Annotated in this window: 19 protein-coding genes; 4 read left to right on the forward strand and 15 right to left on the reverse strand. The window is 72.1% G+C overall.

Annotation, left to right across the window (positions count from 1 at the left end):
* Positions 1–179: 179 nt before the first annotated feature.
* Together ACIBQZ_RS27300 and ACIBQZ_RS27305 are read left to right on the forward strand one after the other, a co-directional pair.
* Positions 180–1,025 (forward strand): methyltransferase, encoded by an 846-nt coding sequence (locus ACIBQZ_RS27300; RefSeq protein WP_396091672.1) that lies wholly within the window; start codon positions 180–182, stop codon positions 1,023–1,025.
* Between the two features lie 44 nt (positions 1,026–1,069).
* On the forward strand, positions 1,070–2,143 hold the full coding sequence (locus tag ACIBQZ_RS27305; protein ID WP_396091631.1) for a hypothetical protein: 1,074 nt from the start codon (positions 1,070–1,072) through the stop codon (positions 2,141–2,143).
* On the opposite strand, the gene ACIBQZ_RS27310 is transcribed toward ACIBQZ_RS27305, so the two are convergent.
* From ACIBQZ_RS27310 to pepN, 7 genes are all read right to left on the reverse strand, one after another.
* Positions 2,133–2,987, reverse strand: coding sequence for a DegV family protein (locus ACIBQZ_RS27310; protein WP_396091632.1), 855 nt, complete (start codon positions 2,985–2,987; stop codon positions 2,133–2,135). The genes ACIBQZ_RS27305 and ACIBQZ_RS27310 overlap by 11 nt on opposite strands.
* 24 nt (positions 2,988–3,011) lie before the next feature.
* Positions 3,012–3,389, reverse strand: coding sequence for a hypothetical protein (locus tag ACIBQZ_RS27315; RefSeq protein ID WP_396091633.1), 378 nt, complete (start codon positions 3,387–3,389; stop codon positions 3,012–3,014).
* 48 nt (positions 3,390–3,437) lie between these two features.
* Positions 3,438–4,073, reverse strand: coding sequence for a histidine phosphatase family protein (locus ACIBQZ_RS27320; RefSeq protein ID WP_396091634.1), 636 nt, complete (start codon positions 4,071–4,073; stop codon positions 3,438–3,440).
* Entirely contained in the window at positions 4,070–4,471 is a 402-nt protein-coding gene (rsfS, locus tag ACIBQZ_RS27325) for a ribosome silencing factor (protein WP_396091635.1), read from the reverse strand. The genes ACIBQZ_RS27320 and rsfS overlap by 4 nt, the downstream gene beginning before the upstream one ends.
* A gap of 73 nt (positions 4,472–4,544) precedes the next feature.
* On the reverse strand, positions 4,545–5,144 hold the full coding sequence (nadD, locus tag ACIBQZ_RS27330; RefSeq protein WP_396091636.1) for a nicotinate-nucleotide adenylyltransferase: 600 nt from the start codon (positions 5,142–5,144) through the stop codon (positions 4,545–4,547).
* A 14-nt stretch (positions 5,145–5,158) separates the two neighbouring features.
* Positions 5,159–6,706: an ATP-binding protein gene (locus ACIBQZ_RS27335; protein ID WP_396091637.1), complete on the reverse strand. Its 1,548-nt coding sequence runs from the start codon at positions 6,704–6,706 to the stop codon at positions 5,159–5,161.
* 60 nt (positions 6,707–6,766) lie between these two features.
* Complete coding sequence (gene pepN, locus ACIBQZ_RS27340; protein ID WP_396091638.1) at positions 6,767–9,277, reverse strand: aminopeptidase N; 2,511 nt, start codon at positions 9,275–9,277, stop codon at positions 6,767–6,769.
* A 20-nt stretch (positions 9,278–9,297) separates the two neighbouring features.
* Between pepN and ACIBQZ_RS27345 the strand changes: the two genes are divergently transcribed.
* Entirely contained in the window at positions 9,298–9,960 is a 663-nt protein-coding gene (locus ACIBQZ_RS27345) for a prepilin-type N-terminal cleavage/methylation domain-containing protein (protein WP_396091639.1), read from the forward strand.
* Positions 9,961–10,013: 53 nt separating this feature from the next.
* Positions 10,014–11,516, forward strand: coding sequence for an RICIN domain-containing protein (locus ACIBQZ_RS27350; RefSeq protein ID WP_396091640.1), 1,503 nt, complete (start codon positions 10,014–10,016; stop codon positions 11,514–11,516).
* Here ACIBQZ_RS27350 and ACIBQZ_RS27355 read toward each other — a convergent pair.
* From ACIBQZ_RS27355 to ACIBQZ_RS27390, 8 genes are all read right to left on the reverse strand, one after another.
* On the reverse strand, positions 11,503–11,958 hold the full coding sequence (locus ACIBQZ_RS27355; protein WP_396091641.1) for a GNAT family N-acetyltransferase: 456 nt from the start codon (positions 11,956–11,958) through the stop codon (positions 11,503–11,505). The two genes, ACIBQZ_RS27350 and ACIBQZ_RS27355, sit on opposite strands and share 14 nt — an antisense overlap.
* A 69-nt stretch (positions 11,959–12,027) precedes the next feature.
* Positions 12,028–13,533: a GTPase ObgE gene (obgE, locus tag ACIBQZ_RS27360; protein WP_396091642.1), complete on the reverse strand. Its 1,506-nt coding sequence runs from the start codon at positions 13,531–13,533 to the stop codon at positions 12,028–12,030.
* An 83-nt stretch (positions 13,534–13,616) separates the two neighbouring features.
* Positions 13,617–13,877, reverse strand: a complete 261-nt coding sequence (gene rpmA, locus ACIBQZ_RS27365; RefSeq protein ID WP_396091643.1) for a 50S ribosomal protein L27 — start codon at positions 13,875–13,877, stop codon at positions 13,617–13,619.
* Between the two features lie 8 nt (positions 13,878–13,885).
* Positions 13,886–14,200 (reverse strand): 50S ribosomal protein L21, encoded by a 315-nt coding sequence (gene rplU, locus ACIBQZ_RS27370; protein ID WP_396091644.1) that lies wholly within the window; start codon positions 14,198–14,200, stop codon positions 13,886–13,888.
* Between the two features lie 151 nt (positions 14,201–14,351).
* Positions 14,352–14,873, reverse strand: a complete 522-nt coding sequence (locus ACIBQZ_RS27375) for a hypothetical protein (RefSeq protein WP_396091645.1) — start codon at positions 14,871–14,873, stop codon at positions 14,352–14,354.
* A 125-nt stretch (positions 14,874–14,998) separates the two neighbouring features.
* Positions 14,999–18,148, reverse strand: a complete 3,150-nt coding sequence (locus tag ACIBQZ_RS27380; RefSeq protein WP_396091646.1) for an Rne/Rng family ribonuclease — start codon at positions 18,146–18,148, stop codon at positions 14,999–15,001.
* A gap of 131 nt (positions 18,149–18,279) precedes the next feature.
* Positions 18,280–19,014 carry a TIGR03936 family radical SAM-associated protein gene (locus ACIBQZ_RS27385; RefSeq protein WP_396091647.1) on the reverse strand — a complete coding sequence of 245 codons (735 nt, stop codon included), beginning with the start codon at positions 19,012–19,014 and terminating at the stop codon, positions 18,280–18,282.
* 51 nt (positions 19,015–19,065) lie between these two features.
* A complete protein-coding gene (locus ACIBQZ_RS27390; RefSeq protein ID WP_396091648.1) occupies positions 19,066–21,024 on the reverse strand; it encodes a TIGR03960 family B12-binding radical SAM protein in 1,959 nt (652 codons plus the stop codon).
* Positions 21,025–21,027 lie beyond the last annotated feature (3 nt).

A 21,027-nucleotide genomic window follows, 5' to 3' on the forward strand; every position in this document is an offset into this window, starting at 1 on the left:
AGCCTGGCGCTGACGTCGTCGGTTTTCCTCGCCTCACGCACCCGCCGAAACTAGGTCTCCGGACCCCCATCCCGCCCCGCCCCCTGTGGACAAATCCGGACTGTGGATAACCCTCGCCCGTTCCCCGCGCTGTGCTAGAACATGGCGTCGTGACAGTTGAAGACCTAGCCGACGTGATCATGCAGCTCCGGAAGGCCGGCTGTGTCTTCGCCGAGGACGAGGCAGCCGTGCTGAGTGAAGCCGCCACCGACGCGGCGCATCTCAGTGCCCTGGTCGAACGCCGCGTGCAGGGCGAGCCGCTGGAGCAGGTCGTCGGCTACGCCGACTTCTGCGGCGTCCGCGTTCGGCTGCGCCCCGGCGTCTTCGTCCCCCGGGTCCGCAGCGAACTCCTCGTCCACACCGCCCTCACCGAACTGACCGAGAAGGCCGAGCAGAGCGAGAAAGCCGAGCAGAGCGAGAAAGCCAAGCAGAGCGACAAAGCCGAGCAGAGCGACAAGGAAGCCGGCAGAACCGTCGTAGACCTCTGCTGCGGCTCCGGCGCCCTAGGCCTCGCCGTACGCCTCAAAGCCCCCACCATCCACCTCCTGGCCGCCGACAGCGACCCCGCCGCCGTAGCCTGCGCCCTCGCCAACCTCGGCGGAAACGTCTTCCAGGGCGACCTCTACACCGCCCTCCCCGACTCCCTCCGCGGCCGCATCGACCTGCTGCTCGCCAACGTCCCCTACGTCGCCACCGACCACATCCCCTTGCTCCCCGCCGAGGCCCGCCTGCACGAGCCTCGCACCGCCCTGGACGGCGGGCCCGACGGTCTTGACGTCTTCCGGGCCGTTGTCGCCGCTGCCCCGGGCTGGCTTGCCCCCGGTGGGCTGCTGCTCTCCGAGATCACCGAGGCGCAGACCGGGGCCGCCGTCGCCGCCGTCCGGGCCGCGGGGCTGCTGCCGGCCGTGGTGCGGGACGAGGATCTGGAGGCGTGGGTGGTCACCGCCCGGCGGCCGGAACTTCCGGGAGTAACCGGCCTGCGATAAGGTCAGCGGCCGGTGACGGCCGGCAGAGCAAGGAGGCGCTGCGCGTGGGCTTGTTCCGCAGGGTTGCCCGGGCGCGGCTGGCCAGCCTGGTCATCAAGCGGCTGCGTCGGGCCGGGTTCGCCGACGCCCGATATCACTCGGCGACTTTCTCGGTAAGTTTCACTCCTGACGGTGACACCGTGCCGAGCGTGTTGCGGCTCGACGGGCTGCTGGCGCAGCGGTCCCGGGGGCGGCGCCGGCGGGTCGACCGGTTCGTCGCCGGTTTCCTGCGCAATCCGGGTCTGCCGGTGGATTGGCATGCGGCCCGTCCGCTGCTGCGGCCGGTGCTGCGGGGCGTCACCACGCCGTCGGACGTCAGCGCGCCGCTGAGCCGGCCCGCGCTGCCGTTTCTGGCCGAGTTCGTCGTGGTCGACCATCCCGACACGATGACGTTCGTGTCCGTCGACAACGGCTGGGAGGTGGACGCCGAGGAGATCTTCGCCGCCGCCCGGGCCAATCTGACCGCGGCGACCCTGCTCGGCAAGGCGGCCGAGCCTGTTGTGGTGCAGTTCGTCGACGACGGGGATTCCTACTGGACCTCGCATCTGCTGCTCGACGGGTGGCTGGCCGGGCTCGCCGGGCAGGTCGGCGGGACCCCGGTCGCGTTCGCGCCGGACCGGGGCACGCTGCTGGTCACGGCCGACCGCAGCGATCATCTGCCGGGGTTGTTCGCGCAGGCCGAGGCCGTGTACCTGGCTTCGCCGCGGGCGATCACCCCGATGGCCTACGTGAGCGACCCCGACGGCCGCACGGTGCCCTACCGGGCCGCGCCGGGCTCACCGTACGAGATCTGCGTGCGGCGGGCGCAGGCGTTGCTGGCCGCCCGGGAGTACGCCCGGCAGGCGGAGCAGTTGCCGCTGGCGGCCGAGTTGCTGATCGCGGACGACGGCCGCACCCGGGCGTTGTGGCCGCAGGACGGGCCGGCGCTGTTGCCGGAGGCCGACGAGGTGCAGGTCGGCGAGACGATCCGGCCGTGGCGTGAGGTCGTCCCGCACCTGGTCGAGCAGGATCTGGCACCCGCGCGCTGGCGCGGCGAGACCTGGCCGAAGCCACAGGACGCGCCCACCGTCAGCGAGTAAGGCGGCGGTGCACGACCACGCCGGCCACGCCCGGCCCCACATGAGCCGCGACCACCGCGCCGATCTCTGTGATGTAGCAGTCGCGCAGCCGGTCGCCGAGGCGCACCGTCACCGCATCCGCCAGCGCCGTAGCCCGGTCCGCCGCCCCCAGGTGATGCACCGCGATGTCCACCTCGCCGTCCCCGGAGGCCTCCACCGTCAGGTCCACCAGCCTGGCCAGCGCCCTGCCGGCCGTGCGGACCTTGTCGCGGACCACGACCGAGCCGTTGACCACGTGCAGGATCGGCTTGACCGCCAGCGCCGTGCCGAGCAGGGCCGAGGCCGCGCCGATCCGGCCACCGCGCCGCAGGAATTCCAGGGTGTCGACGTAGAACAGGGTGCTGACCTGCGCCGAGTGGTCGACGGCCGCCTGGCGCACCTCTTCCAGCGTGCCGCCGGCCGCGGCCAGGGTGCTGGCGGCCAGCGCCACGAAGCCCAGGCCCATCGCGGTGGTGCCGCTGTCCACGACCTGGACCTGCGGTCCGACCTCACCCGCCGCCAGCACGGCCGCGTCGTAGGTGCCGGAGAGCTGCGAGGACAGGTGCACGGAGACGATGCCGTCCGCGCCGGCGTCCAGCAGCCGGCGGTACGCGGCCACGAACTGCTCCGGCGCCGGCCGGGACGTGCTGACGGTGACCCGCCGCTGGCCCAGCGCGCGGGCCACGTCGGCCGGGGATATCTCGGAGCCTTCCAGGCCTTCGTCGCCGTTGATGACGACGGTGAGCGGGACGACGGTGAGGTCGTACGTCCCGCTCAGCTCGGACGGCAGGTACGCGGTGGAGTCGGTGACAACCGCGACGGGCATGCGGGCACCGTAGCCGATGGCGAGCTACTTTGCGCGCAGTGCGGTGACGACGAACGGCGTGCCCTGCTGGCAGGTGGTCATCAGGCCCGGCGCGGCCCGCCCGGTGGCGGTGACCGTGGCGCCCACCTTGGCGAGGGTTTCCAGCTCGGGATCCTTGATGATCAGCAGGTGGTTGTCGAGGAGCAGGCAGTTCGGCTCGACGCCGGCGACGATCGTGCCGGTGAGGGTCTTGGGGCCGGCCGCCGGCGGCGCGCTGGTGCCGGATTCCTCGGTCGGCGCCGCGGAGGTGGCCGCCGGCACCGACGGGGCGGGCGCACCGGCGGAGTCGCCGGAGCCGCCGTTGGCACAGCCCGCGAGGGCCAGGGCGACGAGCAGAGGCAGGCTGATGCGTCGGATAGTCATGGTGGCTTGGACGCTACCCGCCGCCCGCGGCGTTCCCGGCATCGGAGATCAAACCGGCGGCGGGACGGGCCGGTCGGTGAACGGGCCGATGTTGTACGCGCCCAGCTGCCAGCCGCGGACGTCGTCGTGGGTGAGCTCGGCCCAGTGGCAGTTCTGCAAAGCGCGCAGGGTGCGCAGCTGCTCGCGGGGCCAGCCGAGCAGCTGCCCGATGCCCGAGCGCGCGGCCGCGCCGTGGGTGGCGACGACGACGGTGCTGCCCGCGGGGACCCGGTCGGCGGCGGCCTGGAGCGCGTCGGCGACCCGCTTGCCGAGGTCGTCCAGGGTCTCCACGTCGCCGCCGATGACGTCGGCGCCGGCCGCCCAGCGGGCGTGCTCCTCGGGCCGGGTCGCGGCGACCTCGGTCATCGACAGGCCCTCCCACTGACCGAACGAGCGCTCCCGGAGCCGCTCGTCATGGGTCACCGACAGGCCGGTCAACGCGGCCAGCGCCGCCGCGGTGTCGGCCGCCCGGCGCAGGTCGCTGGCGACCAGCGCGGTGGGTTTCAGCCGGACCAGGAGGTCGGCGGCGTCGACGGCCTGCTGCCGGCCGAGGTCGTTGAGCGGCACGTCGGTCTGGCCCTGGACGCGGCCACCCGCGTTCCAGTCCGTGTTGCCGTGCCGCCAGACGATGAGGCGAGTGGTCATGCCGCGCCGGAGGAGGCGTCCGCCTCGGCCAGGTCACGGTCGACGAACTCGATGGTCGGGCAGTCCTTCCAGAGCTTGTCGAGGGCGTAGAACTCGCGCTCCTCGGCGTGCTGGACGTGGATGACGATGTCGACATAGTCGAGCAGCACCCAACGACCCTGCCGCTCACCCTCGCGGCGCATCGGCTTGGCCTTCTCGGGCAGGTTGAGCAGGGCTTCCTCGATGGCGTCGACGATCGAGCCGACCTGGCGCTCATTGGCCGCCGAGGCGATGACAAACGCGTCGGTGATGTAGAGCTGGTCGGCGACGTCGATCAGGACGATGTCCTGGGCCTTCTTGTCGGCCGCGGCCTGCGCGGCGGTCAGCGCGAGCTCGCGGGCGCGTTCGGTGACGGGCACCGGTCTCCCCTCGTTCGGTTTCAGAGTTACCAGCCTCTCATACGGGTATGACATCTCTACCCGGATGAATGGCCTAAACGGGACTTTCGGGACGATAAAGCCTCCGCTTTGCGATGTACTGCACCACACCATCGGGTACCAGGTACCAGACCGGTTCGCCGCCGGCCACGCGCGAGCGGCAGGTGCTCGACGAGATCGCCATGGCCGGCACCTCGACCAGCGTCACCGTGTCGGCCGGCAGGTGCGCGTCGGAGAGCTCGAAGCCCGGGCGGGTGACCCCGATGAAGTGCGCCAGCGAGAGCATCTCGAGGGCGTCCTTCCACGAAAGGATCTTGGCGAGGGCGTCCGCGCCGGTGATGAAGAACAGGTCCGCCGAGGGGCCGAAGACCGCGGACAGGTCGCGCAGGGTGTCGACGGTGTAGGTGGGCCCGTCCCGGTCCACGTCGGCCCGGCTGACCTGGAAGCGCGGGTTGGACGCGGTCGCGATCACGGTCATCAGGTAGCGGTCCTCGGCGGGACTCACCGGGCCCTTCTGGTACGGCTGCCCGGTCGGCACGAACACCACCTCGTCGAGCGCGAAGCGGCTCTGCACCTCGCTCGCCGCCACCAGGTGACCGTGGTGGATCGGGTCGAAGGTGCCGCCCATGATGCCGATCCGTCGCCGCTTCTGCACCGGCGCATCCTAGATCAGCCGTCGAGTCGCCGCCGAACGGCGGTGAGCAGCCCGGCGGCGGTGAACGGCTTCTCCAGCAGCACCACACCCGGGTCCAGCGTGCCCTGTGAGGCGAGCACCGGCTGGGCGTAGCCGGACATGTAGAGCACCCGGGTGTCCGGCCGCGCGTCGACCAGCCGCTCGGCCAGCTCCTTACCCAGCATCCCGGGCATCACCACGTCGCTGACCAGCAGGTCGATGCTGCCCTCGTGCCCGGCGGCGAGCTCCAGCGCCTGCTCCCCGCCGGCCGCCGTGAGCACCCGGTAGCCCGCCCCCGACAGGATCCGGCCCGCCACGTCGCGCAGCGCGTCCTCGTCCTCCACCACCAGCAACGTCTCGCCGTGCCCGGCGGTGACCACGGGCAGGAGCGCGGGCGCGACCGGATCCTCGGACGCGCCGGTGGGCAACAGGACGGTCACCGTCGTGCCCAGGCCCGGCTCCGAGGTCAGGCTGACGCTGCCGCCGGCCTGGGTGACGATGCCGTACACGGTGGCCAGGCCCAGGCCGGTGCCCTCACCGCTGGCCTTGGTCGTGAAGAACGGCTCGAACGCCCGCCCCACCACATCGGCGGTCATGCCCTGCCCCGAGTCCGAGATCCGCAGCCGGACGTAGTCGCCGGGCGGGAGATCGGGGTGATCGCCCGGCGCCAGGTGCGCGCTGGCGGTGTCGATCACCAGATCGCCGCCGGACGGCATCGCGTCGCGGGCGTTCACCGCGAGGCTGACCAGCAGCTGCTCGATCTGGCCGGGATCGCAGCTGACCGTGGGCAGCCGCTCGGCCGGCCGGGTGATCAGCGAGACGTGCTCGCCGATCGCGTCGCGCAGCATCTCCTCGTTCGCCGCGATGACGTCGTTGAGGTTCAGCACCCGGGGGCGTACGACCTCCCGGCGGGCGAACTTGAGCAGCTGGTGGGTCAGGTCGGTGCCGCGCTGGCCGGCCCGGATGACCTGCCGGGCGTCGGCGGAGATCGCCCCCAGGTCCGGTGACTGCGACTCGGCCTCCTCGATCACGAAGTTGGCATAGTTCACGATCACGCCGAGCATGTTGTTGAAGTCGTGGGCGATCCCGCCGGCGAGCTGACCCAGCGCCTCCAGCCGCTGGTTGCGGTGCTCCTGGACCTCGCTGCGCTGACGTTCGGCCTCGTCCCGGAGCCGGTGTCCCTCGGTCATGTCCCGGATGACCGCGACGGTGAGGTGGCCCTGCGGGGTCTGCACCCGCGACAGCGAGGCCTCCGCCGGGAACACCGTGCCGTCGTGCCGGCGCACCCGCAGCGCCACGGTGCCCATCCGGTGGGTGCCGGAGCCGCGCACGTCGGCATTGCGTCGCAGGTCGGCCAGGGCGGGCTCGCTGTCACCGTCGGCCAGCAGCTGCTCGGCGCGCCGGCCGACCAGGGCGTTGCCGGGCCAGCCGAAGACTTCCGCGGCGCGCTCGTTGACCAGGACGATGCGGCCCTCGTCCATCACCACGATCGCGTCCGGCGCCGCCTGCAGCAGACCGCTGGACAGCTCCTCCGACCACTCCACCAACCCACCCCCGTCCAGCCGAGGCTAACGCCTCGAACGGGGGACAAAGGTCCAAATCCGCTATCCCCGGGCGAGCAGGGCACGCCGCACGTCGTCGTCGCAGTCCATCACGACGCGGCGCAGGATCGCCGACAGATCCGGGGTGGCCAACAGCTCGGCGGCCAGCTCCCGGGTCTGCAGGCCGACGGCCACCGTCGGGTACGCCGCGGCGGCCACCCGCTCGCCGCTCATCCCGGTCCGCCGGCGCAGCATCCCCGGCACGTCGGCGAAGTACCGCGGCACGTACTCGGCGGTCAGGGCGAGCTGCTCGGGCTGCCAGAAGCCACGCGCGGTGGCCTCCAGGATCCGGTTCGAGACCGAGGTGTCGTTGATGATCAGATCCCAGGCCCGGGCCTTGGCCTCGGCGTCCGGCAGCGCGGCCCGGCAGAGCGCGGCCCGCTGCTCACCGGTGGCGCTGAGGTCCGCCGCCAGCGCCGCCTCGATGTCGTCCCGCCCGGCCGCGCCGAGCACGACCAGCCGGTACAGGATCAGCCAGCGCAGGTCGTCGTCGACGGCCACGCCCGCCGGCACGCCCTCGCCGGCCAGCCAGCCGCGCAGCCGCGCCACGTCGACGGTCGTGCCGATCAGCCCGCGCAGCCCGGCGAGCTGGCGGGAACCGCCCGGCTCCGCCGCGGTCACCAGCCGGTCGCTGGCCTGGGCCAGCATCTCCAGGGCCGCGGGCCGGGTCTCCGGGGCCGGGTAGAGGTCCACCAGCGAGCGGGTCATCGCCAGCACGTCCTCGACCACGACCACCTCGCGCTCGACCGGCAGTGCGGCCAGGACCAGCGTGACCAGCTCGGCGACCGGCCGCTCGCCGTCGACGACGGCGTCGAGCGTCGACCCCCAGACCAGCGCGCGGGCCAGCGAGTCGTCCAGCAGGGGCAACATCTGCGGTACGGCGTCCGCCGACGCGTCATCCAGCCGGATCTTGGCGTACGTGAGATCGCCGTCGTTGATCAGCAACAGCTCCGCGGCCGGCTCCCCGGTCAACCCCGGCACCGGGGTGCGGCCACCGTCCACGGCCGGATCGATGTCGACCTCCAGCAGCCGGCGGCGCTTGACGACCCCGTCGGCGCCCCGGTCGTAGAGCCCCACGCCGATCTTGTGCGACCGCAGCGTCGGATAATCGTCGGGGGCGGTCTGCACCAGGGTGACCGCCGCATACCGGCCGTCGGCGTCCCGTTCGACCTCGGCGCGCAGCGTGTTGACCTGGGCGCGGCGCAGCCACACCTCGGCCCAGCCGGTCAGGTCCCGCCCGGACGCCTTCGACACGGCCGCCAGCAGGTCGGCCAGCGTGGCGTTGCCGTACGCGTGCGCCGCGAAGTGCTCGTTGAGCCCGGCCAGGAACGCCTCGTCACCGACCCAGGCGACCAGCTGGCGCAGCACGGACGCGCCCTTGGCGTACGAGATGCCGTCGAAGTTGAGCAGCGCGAGCGCGGTGTCCTCGACGTCGCTGGGCGCGACCGGGTGGGTCGACGGGCGCTGGTCGGCGCGCATGCCCCAGGCCTTGCGGCGCATCGCGAACGTCGTCCAGGTGCCGGTGAAAGCGGTCGCCTCGGCGGTGATCCGGGTGCCCAGGTACTCGGCGAACGACTCGTTCAGCCACAGGTCGTCCCACCAGGCCATGGTGACCAGGTCGCCGAACCACTGGTGGGCCATCTCGTGCGCGATGACCATGGCGCGCTGCTCACGGTCGCCGTCGGTGACCGCGGAGCGGTGGATGAACTCGTCCCGGAACACCACCAGCCCGGGGTTCTCCATCGCGCCGAAGTTGAACTCGGGGACGAACGCCTGCCCGTAGTGGCCGAACGGGTACCGGACGTCGAAGATCTCGTGGTAGCGGTCCAGGCACTGCTTGGTGATCGTGAAGATCTCCGCGGCCTGCTCGTCGAGGTGCGGGGCGAGCGCCTGGCGGCAGTAGAGGGCCAACGGGATGCCGTCGTGGGAGTCGGTGCGCGCGTGGTACGGCCCGGCGATCAGCGAGACGAAGTACGTCGACAGCGGCGCGGTGGTCGCGAACCGGAACCGCCCGTCCTCGGCGGCACCGGCCGGCTCCCCGTTGGCGGCCACGAGCCAGCCGTCGGGGGCGGTCACGGCCAGCGTGAAGGTCGCCTTGAGGTCGGGCTGGTCGAAGCACGGGAAGATCCGCCGGGCGCCGTCCAGGAACATGTGCGCGTACAGGTAGACGCGCTCGTCGGCGGGGTCGGTGAAGCGGTGCAGCCCCTCACCCGTGTTCGAGTACGCCATCAGGCCCTCGACGACCAGCTCGTTCTGCCGCGCCAGCCCGGTCAGGGCGAGCCGTTCCCCGGTCAGCGCGGCCGGCTCCACCGGGGCGCCGTTGAGCGTGGCCGACACCAGCTCCGCCGGCTCGAACTCGACGAAGGTCGTGGCGTCCGGCTCGGCGGTGAAGCGCAGCACCGTCCGGGACCGGAAGGTGTCTCCCCCGGTCGTCAGGTCGAGCTGGATGTCGTACCCGGTGACGGTCAGGGTGGCGGCCCGGGCGGTGGCCTCGGTGCGGGTCAGGCTCGGCATCCGCCCATCATGCCGTTCCGGTGCGCACGACGCAGGTCGACGCCCGGCGCGGGGAGAAACTCGTCACTGCGGCTCATCCGTTCGCCTCCCGCGCCGATCGCAAGAACGTGCGAAGAAATGGGCGGTCCGGCGAGGACGGGTTCACGATGATCGAGGTCATCGTCGCCCTGGCCCTGATCAGCACGATGATGGCGTCGCTCAGCACCTACTTCGTCTCGTCCATGCGTACCAGTCGGTATCAGGCCCAGGTCCAGACCGCGACGCGCCTGGCGCAGAGCGGGATGGAGCAGGCTCGCGGCTTCGGCGGGCCGGCCCTGCTGGTCGGCCGCGCCCAGTGCGGCACCTGCCTCAACGTCAGCGGCTTCGACACCCTCGGCTACCTCACCAGCACCACCCGCTGGGACGCCAAGGTCACCGGGGTCGCCCCGACCGTACCGCTGAACGACGTGGCCGAGACCTTCACCGTGGGCAGCGTCGTCTACCAGCGCTACTGGTTCGTGGGCCGGTGCTGGCAGGCGCTGACCGGCGGGGCGTGCGGCACCACCAGCACGCTGCCGGTCGCCATGGTCCGGCTGGTCGTCGGGGTGGCTTGGTCCGGGCCGGACTGCCGGTACCGGATCTGCATCCGGGCCGCGTCGTCGCTGTTCAGCGCGAGCGCCGCCGATCCGGTCTTTCCCCAGTGAGCCCTCGCTGGTGGCGGCGACGCCGCCGAGCCGACGACCGTGGCTCGCTGCCCGTGGCCGTGCTGCTCATCACCATCGGGATGGGCCTGAGCGGATTGCTCGCCACCACCGTGACCGCCCAGATCAAGGCCACCCGGGCGACCGTGCACAGCGCCGAGGCGCTGGACGCGGCGCAGAGCGGCCTCGACATCGCGCTGAGCCGCATCCGGCTCGCCACCGCGGCGGACGGCACCGGGGACTTCCGCAAGCTGCCCTGCGGCCCGTTCAGCGGCACGGTCAACAGCGGCACCGACCAGACCTACCAGGTGACCGTGATCTACCTGACCGCCGAGCCGCCCGCCGGGGACACCACCTGGGCGCAGGCCAACAAGCTGCCCTGCACCAGCACCTACCTGGCCGCGGGTTCGCCGGTCTACGTGATGCTGACCTCGGTCGGCAAGGCGCTCAACAGCGGCGCCCCGCGCACGGTCACGGCGACCTACACCCTGCACAGCAAGACCCGGGAGAACATCGCCGGCGGGCTGATCCACCTGTACGGCCCGCAGTCGCCCGACCTCTGCTTCGCCGCGCCCAGCGCCAAACCGGCCGCCGGCGACCCGGTCACCATGCAGCTCTGCGACAACAGCGTCGACACCCAGCGCTTCGCGTACGAGTCCGGCCTCAACCTGGTGCTGGTGTCCTCCCGCGCGGACGGCACGACCGGCATGTGCCTGGACGCCGGGCCGACCGACCGGGAGCAGGTGCGCTTCCAGCCCTGCGCGGCGACACCCGTGCCCCGCCAGCAGTGGAGCCTGAACGACCGGGCCAACTTCGAGGGCACCACCAACGGCGTCGACCTCAACGCCCAGTGTTTCCACCTGACCTCGCCCGGCGCCGTGGGCAGCACTATCGAGCTGCACGCCGAGGCCACCGACCCGGCCGGCACCTCCCAGTACGACCGGGCCTGCTACAGCGACTACACCAACAGCCGCAGCTTCGCGCCGGACGCCGCCGTCGGCACCGGCCGGGCCGGCACCGCCACCGATCAGCTGGTCAACTTCCAGCAGTTCGGCCGCTGCATGGACGTCTCCGGCGACGACGTGAACGCCGGCTTCCTGGTGATCTGGCCGTGCAAGCAGAAGCCCAGCGGCCCCATCCAGTGGAACCAGGTGTGGCACCTGCCGGCCGTCCCCGTCGGCGCCACCAGCGGCACCGGCCGGATCTGGCTGCACAACGACCGGGACAACAAGGACTACTGCCTGACCAGCCCCGGCTCGATCGCCGCCGGCAAGTACGTGACCGTGCAGCTCTGCCCCGCCACGATCGGCCCGGCGATGTCCTGGACCCGGCACGCGGCCACCGGCGTATTCGGCACGGCGTACCGGATCGAGTCGACCTACATGGCGCCCACCGGGCAGACCTGGTGCCTGTCCGGCACCGGCAGCACCGACTACTGGGCGGGCCACGGCGACATCAGCAAGGTCGTGCTGGCCACCTGCGAGGGCTCGACGCTGCAGAAGTGGAACGCCAGCCCGACAGTGCTCCAGGCGGCGCTGACCAACATCACCGAGCAGTGACCGCCGCCAGCGACTTGGCAAAACACACGCTGTACGGGTTGCCCACGTACTCGCCGAAGACCGGGATCGGGGCGTAGCCGGCGGAGCGGTACAGGGCGATCGCCGCCGGCAGGTAGGTGCCGGTCTCCAGGCGCAGCTCCGGGCGGTCGTCGGCCAGCGCCTCCTCCTCGAGCGCCACGATGAGCTGGCGCGCGATGCCCCGGCCGCGGAACGCCGGGCGCACGTACATGCGCTTGAGCTCGGCCACGCCGGCGCCCAGCGGCTGCCACGCCCCGCACGCCACCGCCCGCCCCTGCAGCACCACGACCAGGTACGCCGCGTCGTCGTGCGGCAGGTAGACCTCGTCGTCGAGCTCGCCGGCCGCCTGGGCCAGCTCCTTCTGCTGGGCGACCAGCAGGGCGGCCAGCTCGGCGTCGGACGAGGCACGCGATTCGATCAACACCCGGACGACTCTAGGCGGGGCCCGTTTCCGCCGGGTTGCGGGGATCTGGCCGCCACCCGGCGGGCCGGCCTACTCGGCGGTGGTCAGGTCGTCCTCGTCGTCCTGCACCAGGACCGGCTTCGACGCCATGGAGACCGAGGAGACGGTGCCGTCCTCGGCCATGTGCAGCAGCTCGTCGTCGCCGCGGACCCGGCGGGCCTTGCGGGCCGCCAGGCGGGCAGCCGCGCTCGGCCGGGTGTCGACCTCCTCCAGGCGGACGTCGGTGCCGCGCGGGCCGGAGACGTAGTCGGCGGTGTTCGGCTGCCAGTCGAACTCGCGGTCGCCGATCCGGACCGGGCTGCCGGCGGTGGCGCCCTGCTTGGCCAGCGCCGCCTCCACGCCGAGCCGGTCGAGCCGGTCGCCGAGGTAGCCGATCGCCTCGTCGTTCTCGAAGTTGGTCTGCCGGACCCAGCGCTCGACCTGGGCGCCGCGCACCACGAAGACGCCCTCGCCGTCCACCTCGATGGTGAAGCCCTTCTCGTCGACCGCGCGGGGGCGCACCACGGTGCGGGTCGCCTCGGGCGCGGGCTTCGCCAGCCGGTGCTGCGCCACGGCCTGGCCGAGGGCGTACACGAGCTCCTTGAGGCCCTCGCGGGTGATGGCGCTGACCTCGTAGACCGGCATGCCGCGGGCCTCCAGCTCGGGGCGCACCATCTCGGCGAGGTCGCGGCCGTCCGGGATGTCGATCTTGTTGAGCACGACCAGCCGCGGCCGCTCCTCGAGCCCGCCGTACGCGGCCAGCTCCTTCTCGATCGCGTCCAGGTCGGCCAGCGGGTCCCGCTCGATCTCCGGCGCGGCCGCGTCCAGCACGTGCACCAGCACCGAGGTCCGCTCGATGTGCCGGAGGAACTCCAGGCCCAGCCCCTTGCCGGTGGCCGCGCCCGGGATCAGGCCCGGCACGTCGGCGACTGTGAAGGTCTGGTCGCCGGCCTGCACCACGCCCAGGTTCGGCACCAGCGTGGTGAACGGGTAGTCGGCGATCTTCGGCTTGGCCGCGGACATCACCGAGATCAGCGAGGACTTGCCCGCCGACGGGAAGCCCACCAGGCCGACGTCGGCCACGCTCTTGAGCTCGAGCACGACTTCCAGCGTGTCGCCCGGCTCACCCAGCTCCGCGAAGCCGGGGACCTTGCGCCGGGTGTTGGCCAGCGAGGCGTTGCCGCGCCCTCCGCGACCGCCGCGGGCCACCTCGAAGGTGGTGCCCTCGCCGATCATGTCGGCGATGACCTCCCCCTCGGGGGTCTGCACCACGGTGCCGTCCGGCACGTAGACGACCAGGTCCTTGCCGTTGGCGCCGTCGCGGTTCGCGCCCATCCCGCCGGTGCCGTTGGACGCCTTGATGTGCGGGTGGAAGTGGAAGTCCAGCAGCGTGTGCAGCTGCGGGTCGACGACGAGGGTGATCCCGCCGCCGTGCCCGCCGTTGCCGCCGTCGGGGCCGCCGAGCGGCTTGAACTTCTCCCTGCGGACGGAGACACAGCCGTGCCCGCCGTCACCTGCCGACAGATGCAGCACGACCCGGTCGACGAACGTTGCCACGGTGCTCTCCTACCTCAGCAGAACCTGAAACAAAACAGCGGGCCGCGGACCCGTGAGGTCCGCGGCCCGCTGTGACGTGGTGCTTACTCCGCCGCGACCGGCACGATGCTGATGGTCTTGCGACCCCGCGTGTGGCCGAAGAGCACATTGCCCTTGGCCAGCGCGAACAGCGTGTCGTCGCCACCGCGGCCGACCAGCTCGCCCGGGTGGAACTTCGTGCCCCGCTGGCGGATCAGGATCTCGCCGGCGTTGACCAGCTGACCGCCGAACCGCTTGACGCCCAGCCGCTGGGCGGCGGAATCGCGGCCGTTGCGGGAGCTGGACGCACCCTTTTTGTGAGCCATGGCTGCCCCTACTTCCCGCTCTTGATGCCGGTCACCTTGACGCGGGTCAGCGGCTGGCGGTGCCCCTGGCGCTTGTGGTAGCCGGTCTTGTTCTTGAACTTGTGGATCCGGATCTTCGGACCCTTGGTGTGCTCGGCGATCTCGCCGGACACCGTCACGCTGGCAAGCTTGGCCGCATCGGTCACCAGGTTGTCACCGTCGACGAGGAGCACCGCGGCGAGGGTCAGGGCGTCGCCGGGCGCACCCGTGAGCTTCTCGACCTCGATCACGTCGCCCTCGGCAACCTTGTACTGCTTGCCGCCGGTCTTGACGATCGCGTACATCGACGCGGACTCCCTGAGACTTACGCAGCGAAGCGCTGCTGGCGGATGAAACTCTCCGGCGGGCAGTGCGCGCACGGAACAGACGCACGAAAATGCGCCGTCAGAAAGACTACTTCATCGCGGGCCCCGGACCCAAACCGGGGAGCGGTGACTACTCGCCGCAGGCCTTGTCGAGGGTCTCCTGCAGCTTCGTGAGCTGGGCCGCGTCCAGTTTACGCACGTCACCCTTCAGCGCCTTGACCTGCTTGCCCATGTCCGCCAGGGCCGCCTTCAACGTGGGGTCGGCGGCCAGCTTCGACATGTCCGTCAGCGCGAACGCGTAGTTCTCCACGTCCCGGGTGGTCTTCGCCTTGGCCTTGGCCACCTGGTCGGCGTCCTGGGCCGTCTCGGCGTCGATGAGCAGCTTCAGGTCCTCGGCGAAGTTCTTGGCGGAGTCGCCGCCGGTCTTCGCGGCCTGCTGGCAGATCGCATCGCTGTTGCCGGACAGCGCCACGTCACCCGAGCCACCCCCGGCGGGCGTGGCGGCGGTGGTGCCACCGCTGGGAGCCGGGGCCGCCGTCCCGGAGGTCACCGGCGTCGGTGCCGCGGTGGTGCCGGTCGGCTCGTCGGACGAACAGCCGGCGCCGAGCAGCAGGGCGCCGGTCACGGCGGTCAAACACAACAGGCGTCGCATCGGGGATCGGTACTCCTCGCAGGTGGAACCTTGGGGGGATCACGAGGGTAGCCGAGATAGATCGGTGTGGCTGCGCCGGGCGGCCCGGCAGGGAGATCCCCGCCGAGGCCGCCCGGCCACCACGCTTACGGGCGGGTGCGCCGCCGGGTGCCGCCGCGCCGCGAGCGCCGCCGGGTGCCCGCTCCGGCGCCCACCGGCTCGTCGTCGTCGCCCTCTTCCTCGTCCTCCGCCGCGTCCGGGTCGTCCGTCCCGGTGAGCTGCAACGGCTCCGCCGGGTACGCCGCACCGTTGGTGCCGCCCTCGTACCGGGAGAGGTCGTAGCCACTGATGTCGTACTCGTCGTCGGCAGCCTTGGCGGTCGCCGGCGCGGTGCGCGCCACGATCCCCGAGCCCGCCGCCACGGCACCCGTATCCGGCGACTGACCGGCCGGCAGGCCCGCCGTCTCCGCTGCCGGGTCCTCGACCGTACGGTCGTGGGCGACCACCGGCGCGGCGGCCTCCACCACCGGGGTGGCTTCCTCGGCGGCCGGGGCAGCCTCCACCGCGACCGGCTCGGCCTCGGCCGGGGCCGGCTCGCCGCCGCCACCGCCCCGTCGGCGGCGCGACTTGGTGCTCGGCTGCTGCACCGGCACCTCGGTGCGGGCCGCCGCGGCGACGGCCTTGACCTGGGTTGCCGCGCCGGGAACCCGCTTCTCCGGCACCGGCTCGGTGTGGATGATCAGGCCACGGCCCTTGCAGTGGTCGCAGGTCTCGGTGAACGCCTCGAGCAGGCCCGCACCGATCCGCTTGCGGGTCATCTGCACCAGGCCCAGCGAGGTGATCTCGGTGACCTGGTGCTTGGTCCGGTCCCGGCCCAGGCACTCGGTCAGCCGGCGCAGCACCAGGTCGCGGTTGCTCTCCAGCACCATGTCGATGAAGTCGATCACCACGATGCCGCCGATGTCGCGCAGCCGCAGCTGGCGGACGATCTCCTCGGCCGCTTCCAGGTTGTTACGGGTGACCGTCTCCTCGAGGTTGCCGCCCGCGCCGGTGTACTTGCCGGTGTTGACGTCCACCACCGTCATCGCCTCGGTGCGGTCGATGACCAGGTGGCCGCCCGAGGGCAGGAAGACCTTGCGGTCCAGGCCCTTGAGGATCTGCTCGTCGATCCGCTTGTCGGCGAAGATGTCGTTGCTGCCGGTGTAGCGGTGCAGCCGGTCGAGCAGCTCGGGCGAGACCGACTCGAGGTAGCTCTCCACCTCGCCGTACGCCTGCTCGCCCTGGATGACGACCTCGCGGAAGTCCTCGTTGAACAGGTCCCGGACCACCCGGATGACCAGGTCGGGCTCCTCGGAGAGCGCCGCCGGGGCGTGCCCCTCGGCCGCCCGGGTCTGGATGTCGTCCCACTGCGCCTGCAGCCGCTTGACGTCGCGGGCCAGCTCGTCCTCGCTGGCGCCCTCGGCGGCGGTCCGCACGATGACGCCGGCGCCGTCCGGCACCAGCTTCTTCAGCACGTCGCGCAGGCGCTTGCGCTCGTTGTCGGGCAGCTTGCGGCTGATCCCGGAGGCGTTGCCGTTCGGCACGTAGACCAGGTGCCGGCCGGAGAGCGCGATGTGGCTGCTCAGCCGGGCGCCCTTGTGCCCGATCGGGTCCTTGGTCACCTGGACCAGCACCGAGTCACCGGAGCGCAGCGCCTGCTCGATCGAGCGGGAGCGGCCCTCCAGCCCGGTGGCGTCCCAGTTGACCTCACCGGCGTAGAGCACGGCGTTACGGCCGCGGCCGACGTCGACGAACGCCGCCTCCATGCTCGGCAGCACGTTCTGCACCTTGCCGAGGTAGACGTTGCCGACCATGGTCCCGGACGTGGTGCGCGACACGTAGTGCTCCACGAGCACGCCGTCCTCGAGCACCGCGATCTGCGTCCGGTCGGGCTTCTGGCGCACGATCATGACCCGGTCGACCGCCTCGCGGCGGGCCAGGAACTCCGACTCGCTCAGGATCGGCGGCCGGGTGCGGCGCTGCTCGCGGCCGTCCCGGCGGCGCTGACGCTTGGCCTCCAGCCGGGTCGAGCCGGACACGCCCTGGACCTCGTCGGAGCGCTCCCGGGTGCGCGGCTCGCGGACCCGGACGACGGTGTGCACGCCGTCCTCGATGCCCCCGGCCTCGCCGTCCCCGGCGCCCTTGCGACGCCGGCGGCGCCGGCGGCGGGTGACCCCGTCACCGTCCTCGGCGTCCTCCTCGTCCTCGGCTTCGGCCTCGGTCGAGCCCTCGGGGCCGGCCTCCGCCTCGGCGTCGGTGTCGTCGCCGTCGTCCAGCGGGCCCTTGCCGCGGCCCCGGCCCCGGCGGCCCCGCCGGCGGCGGCGCCGGCTGTTGCCGTCCTCGTCCAGCTCGTCCTCGGCGCCGTCCTCGATGTCGTCGGCGGTCTCGTCGACCTCCTCGAGCACAGGCAGCTCAACGACCTCGGCGGCCTCCACCAGCTCCTCGGCGGCCGCACCGCGGCGACGGCGGCTGCGGGTGGCCCGGCGCGGCGCCTCGACGGGCTCCAGCTCCTCGGCGGTCCCGTCGGCGCCGGGCTGGTCCTCGACGTTCTCATCGGTCACGGGCGCGACCACGGGCGCCGCCGCGGCACCACGACGGGTGCGGCGGGTCGGCGCGGGCTCGCTCTCCGGCTCCGGCGGCATGAACAGCACGGCCGGCGGCAGGGCAGCGGCCTTCCGGCCCCGGGTGCGGGGCGCCGGCGCCTCCTCCACCAGGTCGTCATCGAGCGGCAGCACGCCGATCAACGGCGCGGCAGGCTGCTCGACGACCGGCTCGGCCGGCGTCTCGACAACGGGGACAACCTCGGCGACCGGCTCCTCCTCCGCGGCGGGCTCCGCCACCACGGGCTCGACCGGCTCGACCGGCGCGGCGGCCGGCACGGCCTTCTTCCGGCGGCTGCGGACAGCCTTCACCGGCGCGACCGGCTCAGCGTCGCTGAGCAGGCTCTCCGCCACCGCAGCGGGGTCCTCGGCGGCTATCGGCTCGGCCGCGGCCGGGGCGGCAGCGGGTGCGGCAGCCTTGCGGCGCCGCCGGGCCGGAGCCGCGGGGGCCTCGGCCGTCACGGCGTCGGCGGCGGCAGCCGTCTCCGCTGCGGCACCCGGCTCGGTGCCGGGTGCGTCCGCTGCCGGTGCGGCAGCGGGCGTTGCCTTACGCCTAGGGGCACGCGTACGGCGCACGGGTGCGGTGCTCTCGGCGGCATCGACGGAAGGAGTTGTGGCTCCGTCCCGTTCACCGCCCTGCGGCTCGTTATCGAGCATGGGGCGCTCTCCAGTTCTGGCGGCCCCGGGCGCGGGTGAGCGCTGCCACGCAGGGTCGCCGCAAGTTTTTCGGCCCCGACCGAGTCGGACGGGCTGCCGAAGTCTGCCAACGCGGACGCCGACCGAATCGGTCAGTGCCCTCCGATGGTGGCGCCCTCGCGATCCGCTTCCAACGGATCGACGATCTCCCCCTGCGGCGTGAGAGTGCCCTGCGCCAGCCGGGTAACCCGTGCGGGCACCGGCGGCTCCAGGCCAGCCACCACACGCAGGCCGGAAAGGACGTCATCGGGTCGCACGGCGGGAGTGACCTGCCGCACGACAAGGTCGATTATCGCACACGGTGCGGCCGTCGCCCCGGAAGGTGCGTCAGACAGGTTGGTCACAGCGAAGAACGTCACTGCGGACCGGGCGTCGAACGACCGCCGGCCCTGCTTGGTCATGCGTTCGACCAGCACTTCCTCGGCTGCCAGGAACGCCGCGACCGCGTCGGCCGCGACCTGAGGCTGGACGCCGGAAAGCTCCAGCAGCCAGCGGGACGCGTTGATCTGGTCGGCGAGGCTGCCCTCCCGGGCCACCACGGCGTCGAGGATGTCGAGCCCGGGCGAGAGCGCGGCGTCCAACGCGACGCGCAGCTCGGCCGGGTCGACCTCGGCCTGCAGCCCGATCTCCAGGTACTCCGCCTCGCTGCCCACTCCGGTCGGCGCCGCGCTCGCGTACGAGATCTTGGGGTGCGGGGTGAAGCCCTGGGAGTAGGCGATCGGCACGGCGGCCCGGCGCAGCGCGCGCTCGAAGGCCCGGGCGAAGTCCCGGTGCGAGGTGAAGCGCAGCGGTCCCCGCTTGGCGTAGCGGAGGCGGACCCGCTGCACGACCGGGGCCTGGCCACCGACCGGCTGGTTCTTGGCGATCTTCTTACCCTTCTAGTGGGTGTGTGCCGGCGCCGGCACCCGCAGCCCGGTGGTCGGGGTCAGCGGGAGCAGCTTCTTGCCGGTCGGGCCGATCTGGATCTCGGTGTCCTGCGACGGGCAGACCCCGCAGTCGAAACACGGCGTCCAGCGGCAGTCGTCCTGCTCGAACTCGGTCATCGAGTCCTGCCAGTCCTGCCAGAGCCAGTCCTTGTCGAGGCCCGAGTCCAGGTGGTCCCAGGGCAGCACCTCGAGCTGCTCGCGCTCGCGGGTGGTGAACCAGTCCAGGTCCACCCCGAAGGCCGGCAGCGTCTCCGCGGCGGCCTCGACCCAGCGGGCGTACGAGAAGTGCTCGCTCCAGCCGTCGAATCGCTGGCCTTTGTCCCAGGCGCGCCGGATCACCGCGCCGACCCGGCGGTCACCGCGGGAGAGCAGGCCCTCGATCAGCGACGGCTCGCCGTCGTGGTAGCGGTAACCGATCGCCCGGCCCAGCGACCGGTCGCTGTTGATCTCCTGCTTGAGCATCCGCAGCCGGTTGTCGATCACCTCGGGGCGCTCCATCGCGGCCCACTGGAACGGGGTGTGCGGCTTGGGCACGAACGCGCCGATGGAGACCGTGCACTTGATGTCCTTGGTGCCGGTGGCGATCCGGCCGGCCTTGATCACCTCATGCGCCATCCGGCCGATCTGCAGCACGTCGTCGTCGGTCTCGGTGGGCAGGCCGCACATGAAGTAGAGCTTCACGCTGCGCCAGCCGTTGGAGTACGCCGTGACGACCGTCCGGATCAGGTCCTCCTCGGTCACCATCTTGTTGATGACCTTGCGGATCCGCTCCGAGCCGCCCTCGGGCGCGAAGGTCAGCCCGGTGCGCCGGCCGTTGCGGGACAGCTCCTGGGCCAGGTCGATGTTGAAGGCGTCCACCCGGGTGGAGGGCAGCGACAGCGAGACGTTGCTGTCCGCATACTGCTCGGCGAGGCCGGAGCACATGTCGCCGATCTCCGAGTGGTCCGCGCTGCTCAGCGAGAGCAGGCCGACCTCGGAGAAGCCGGAGAACTCCAGCCCTTCCTTGACCATCTGGCCGACCGTGGTGATCGAGCGCTCCCGCACCGGGCGGGTGATCATGCCGGCCTGGCAGAACCGGCAGCCCCGGGTGCAGCCCCGGAAGATCTCCACCGCATACCGCTCGTGCACGGTCTCGGCGAGCGGGACCAGCGGCTTCTTCGGGTACGGCCAGGCGTCGAGGTCCATGGTCGTGCGCTTGTGCACCCGGAACGGCACGTCCGGCCGGTTCGGCACGACCCGCTGGATCCGGCCGTCGGGCAGGTAGTCGACGTCGTAGAAGCGCGGCACGTAGATGCTCTCGGTGCGCGCCAGCCGCAGCAGCAGCTCGTCGCGGCCGCCGGGGCTGCCCTCGGCCTTCCACTCCCGGATGATGGCGGTGATCTCGAGGACCGCCTCCTCGCCGTCGCCGAGCACGGCAGCGTCGATGAAGTCGGCGATCGGCTCCGGGTTGAAGCTCGCGTGGCCGCCGGCCAGTACCACCGGGTGGTCCACCGTGCGGTCCTTGGACTCCAGCGGGATGCCGGCCAGGTCCAGCGCCGACAGCATGTTGGTGTAGCCCAGCTCGGTGGCGAAGGAGATGCCCAGCACGTCGAAGGCGTGCACCGGGCGGTGCGCGTCGACCGTGAACTGCGGGACGCCGGCTTCCTTCATCAGCGCCTCGAGGTCCGGCCAGACCGCGTACGTCCGCTCGGCCAGCACGTCGGGCTGCTCGTTGAGGACCTCGTACAGGATCTGCACGCCCTGGTTGGGCAGCCCCACCTCGTACGCGTCGGGATACATCAGCGCCCACCGCACGGTGGTGGCGTCCCAGTCCTTGACGACGGCGCCGAGCTCGCCGCCCACGTACTGGATCGGCTTGCTGACCCGGGGCAGCAGCTGCTCGAGCTGCGGGAACACGGAACTAACGCTCATGGG

This window comes from Actinoplanes sp. NPDC049599, assembly GCF_044465625.1.
In the GTDB taxonomy this organism is placed as follows: domain Bacteria; phylum Actinomycetota; class Actinomycetes; order Mycobacteriales; family Micromonosporaceae; genus Actinoplanes.

Coding starts and splice junctions, on each gene's coding strand:
- ACIBQZ_RS27300 (WP_396091672.1), top strand. CDS start 180: ATGCAGCTCCGGAAGGCCGGCTGTGTCTTCGCCGAGGACGAGGCAGCC.
- ACIBQZ_RS27310 (WP_396091632.1), bottom strand. CDS start 2,987: ATGCCCGTCGCGGTTGTCACCGACTCCACCGCGTACCTGCCGTCCGAG.
- ACIBQZ_RS27315 (WP_396091633.1), bottom strand. CDS start 3,389: ATGACTATCCGACGCATCAGCCTGCCTCTGCTCGTCGCCCTGGCCCTC.
- ACIBQZ_RS27320 (WP_396091634.1), bottom strand. CDS start 4,073: ATGACCACTCGCCTCATCGTCTGGCGGCACGGCAACACGGACTGGAAC.
- pepN (WP_396091638.1), bottom strand. CDS start 9,277: ATGCCGAGCCTGACCCGCACCGAGGCCACCGCCCGGGCCGCCACCCTG.
- rpmA (WP_396091643.1), bottom strand. CDS start 13,877: ATGGCTCACAAAAAGGGTGCGTCCAGCTCCCGCAACGGCCGCGATTCC.
- rplU (WP_396091644.1), bottom strand. CDS start 14,200: ATGTACGCGATCGTCAAGACCGGCGGCAAGCAGTACAAGGTTGCCGAG.
- ACIBQZ_RS27375 (WP_396091645.1), bottom strand. CDS start 14,873: ATGCGACGCCTGTTGTGTTTGACCGCCGTGACCGGCGCCCTGCTGCTC.
- ACIBQZ_RS27380 (WP_396091646.1), bottom strand. CDS start 18,148: ATGCTCGATAACGAGCCGCAGGGCGGTGAACGGGACGGAGCCACAACT.
- ACIBQZ_RS27390 (WP_396091648.1), bottom strand. CDS start 21,024: ATGAGCGTTAGTTCCGTGTTCCCGCAGCTCGAGCAGCTGCTGCCCCGG.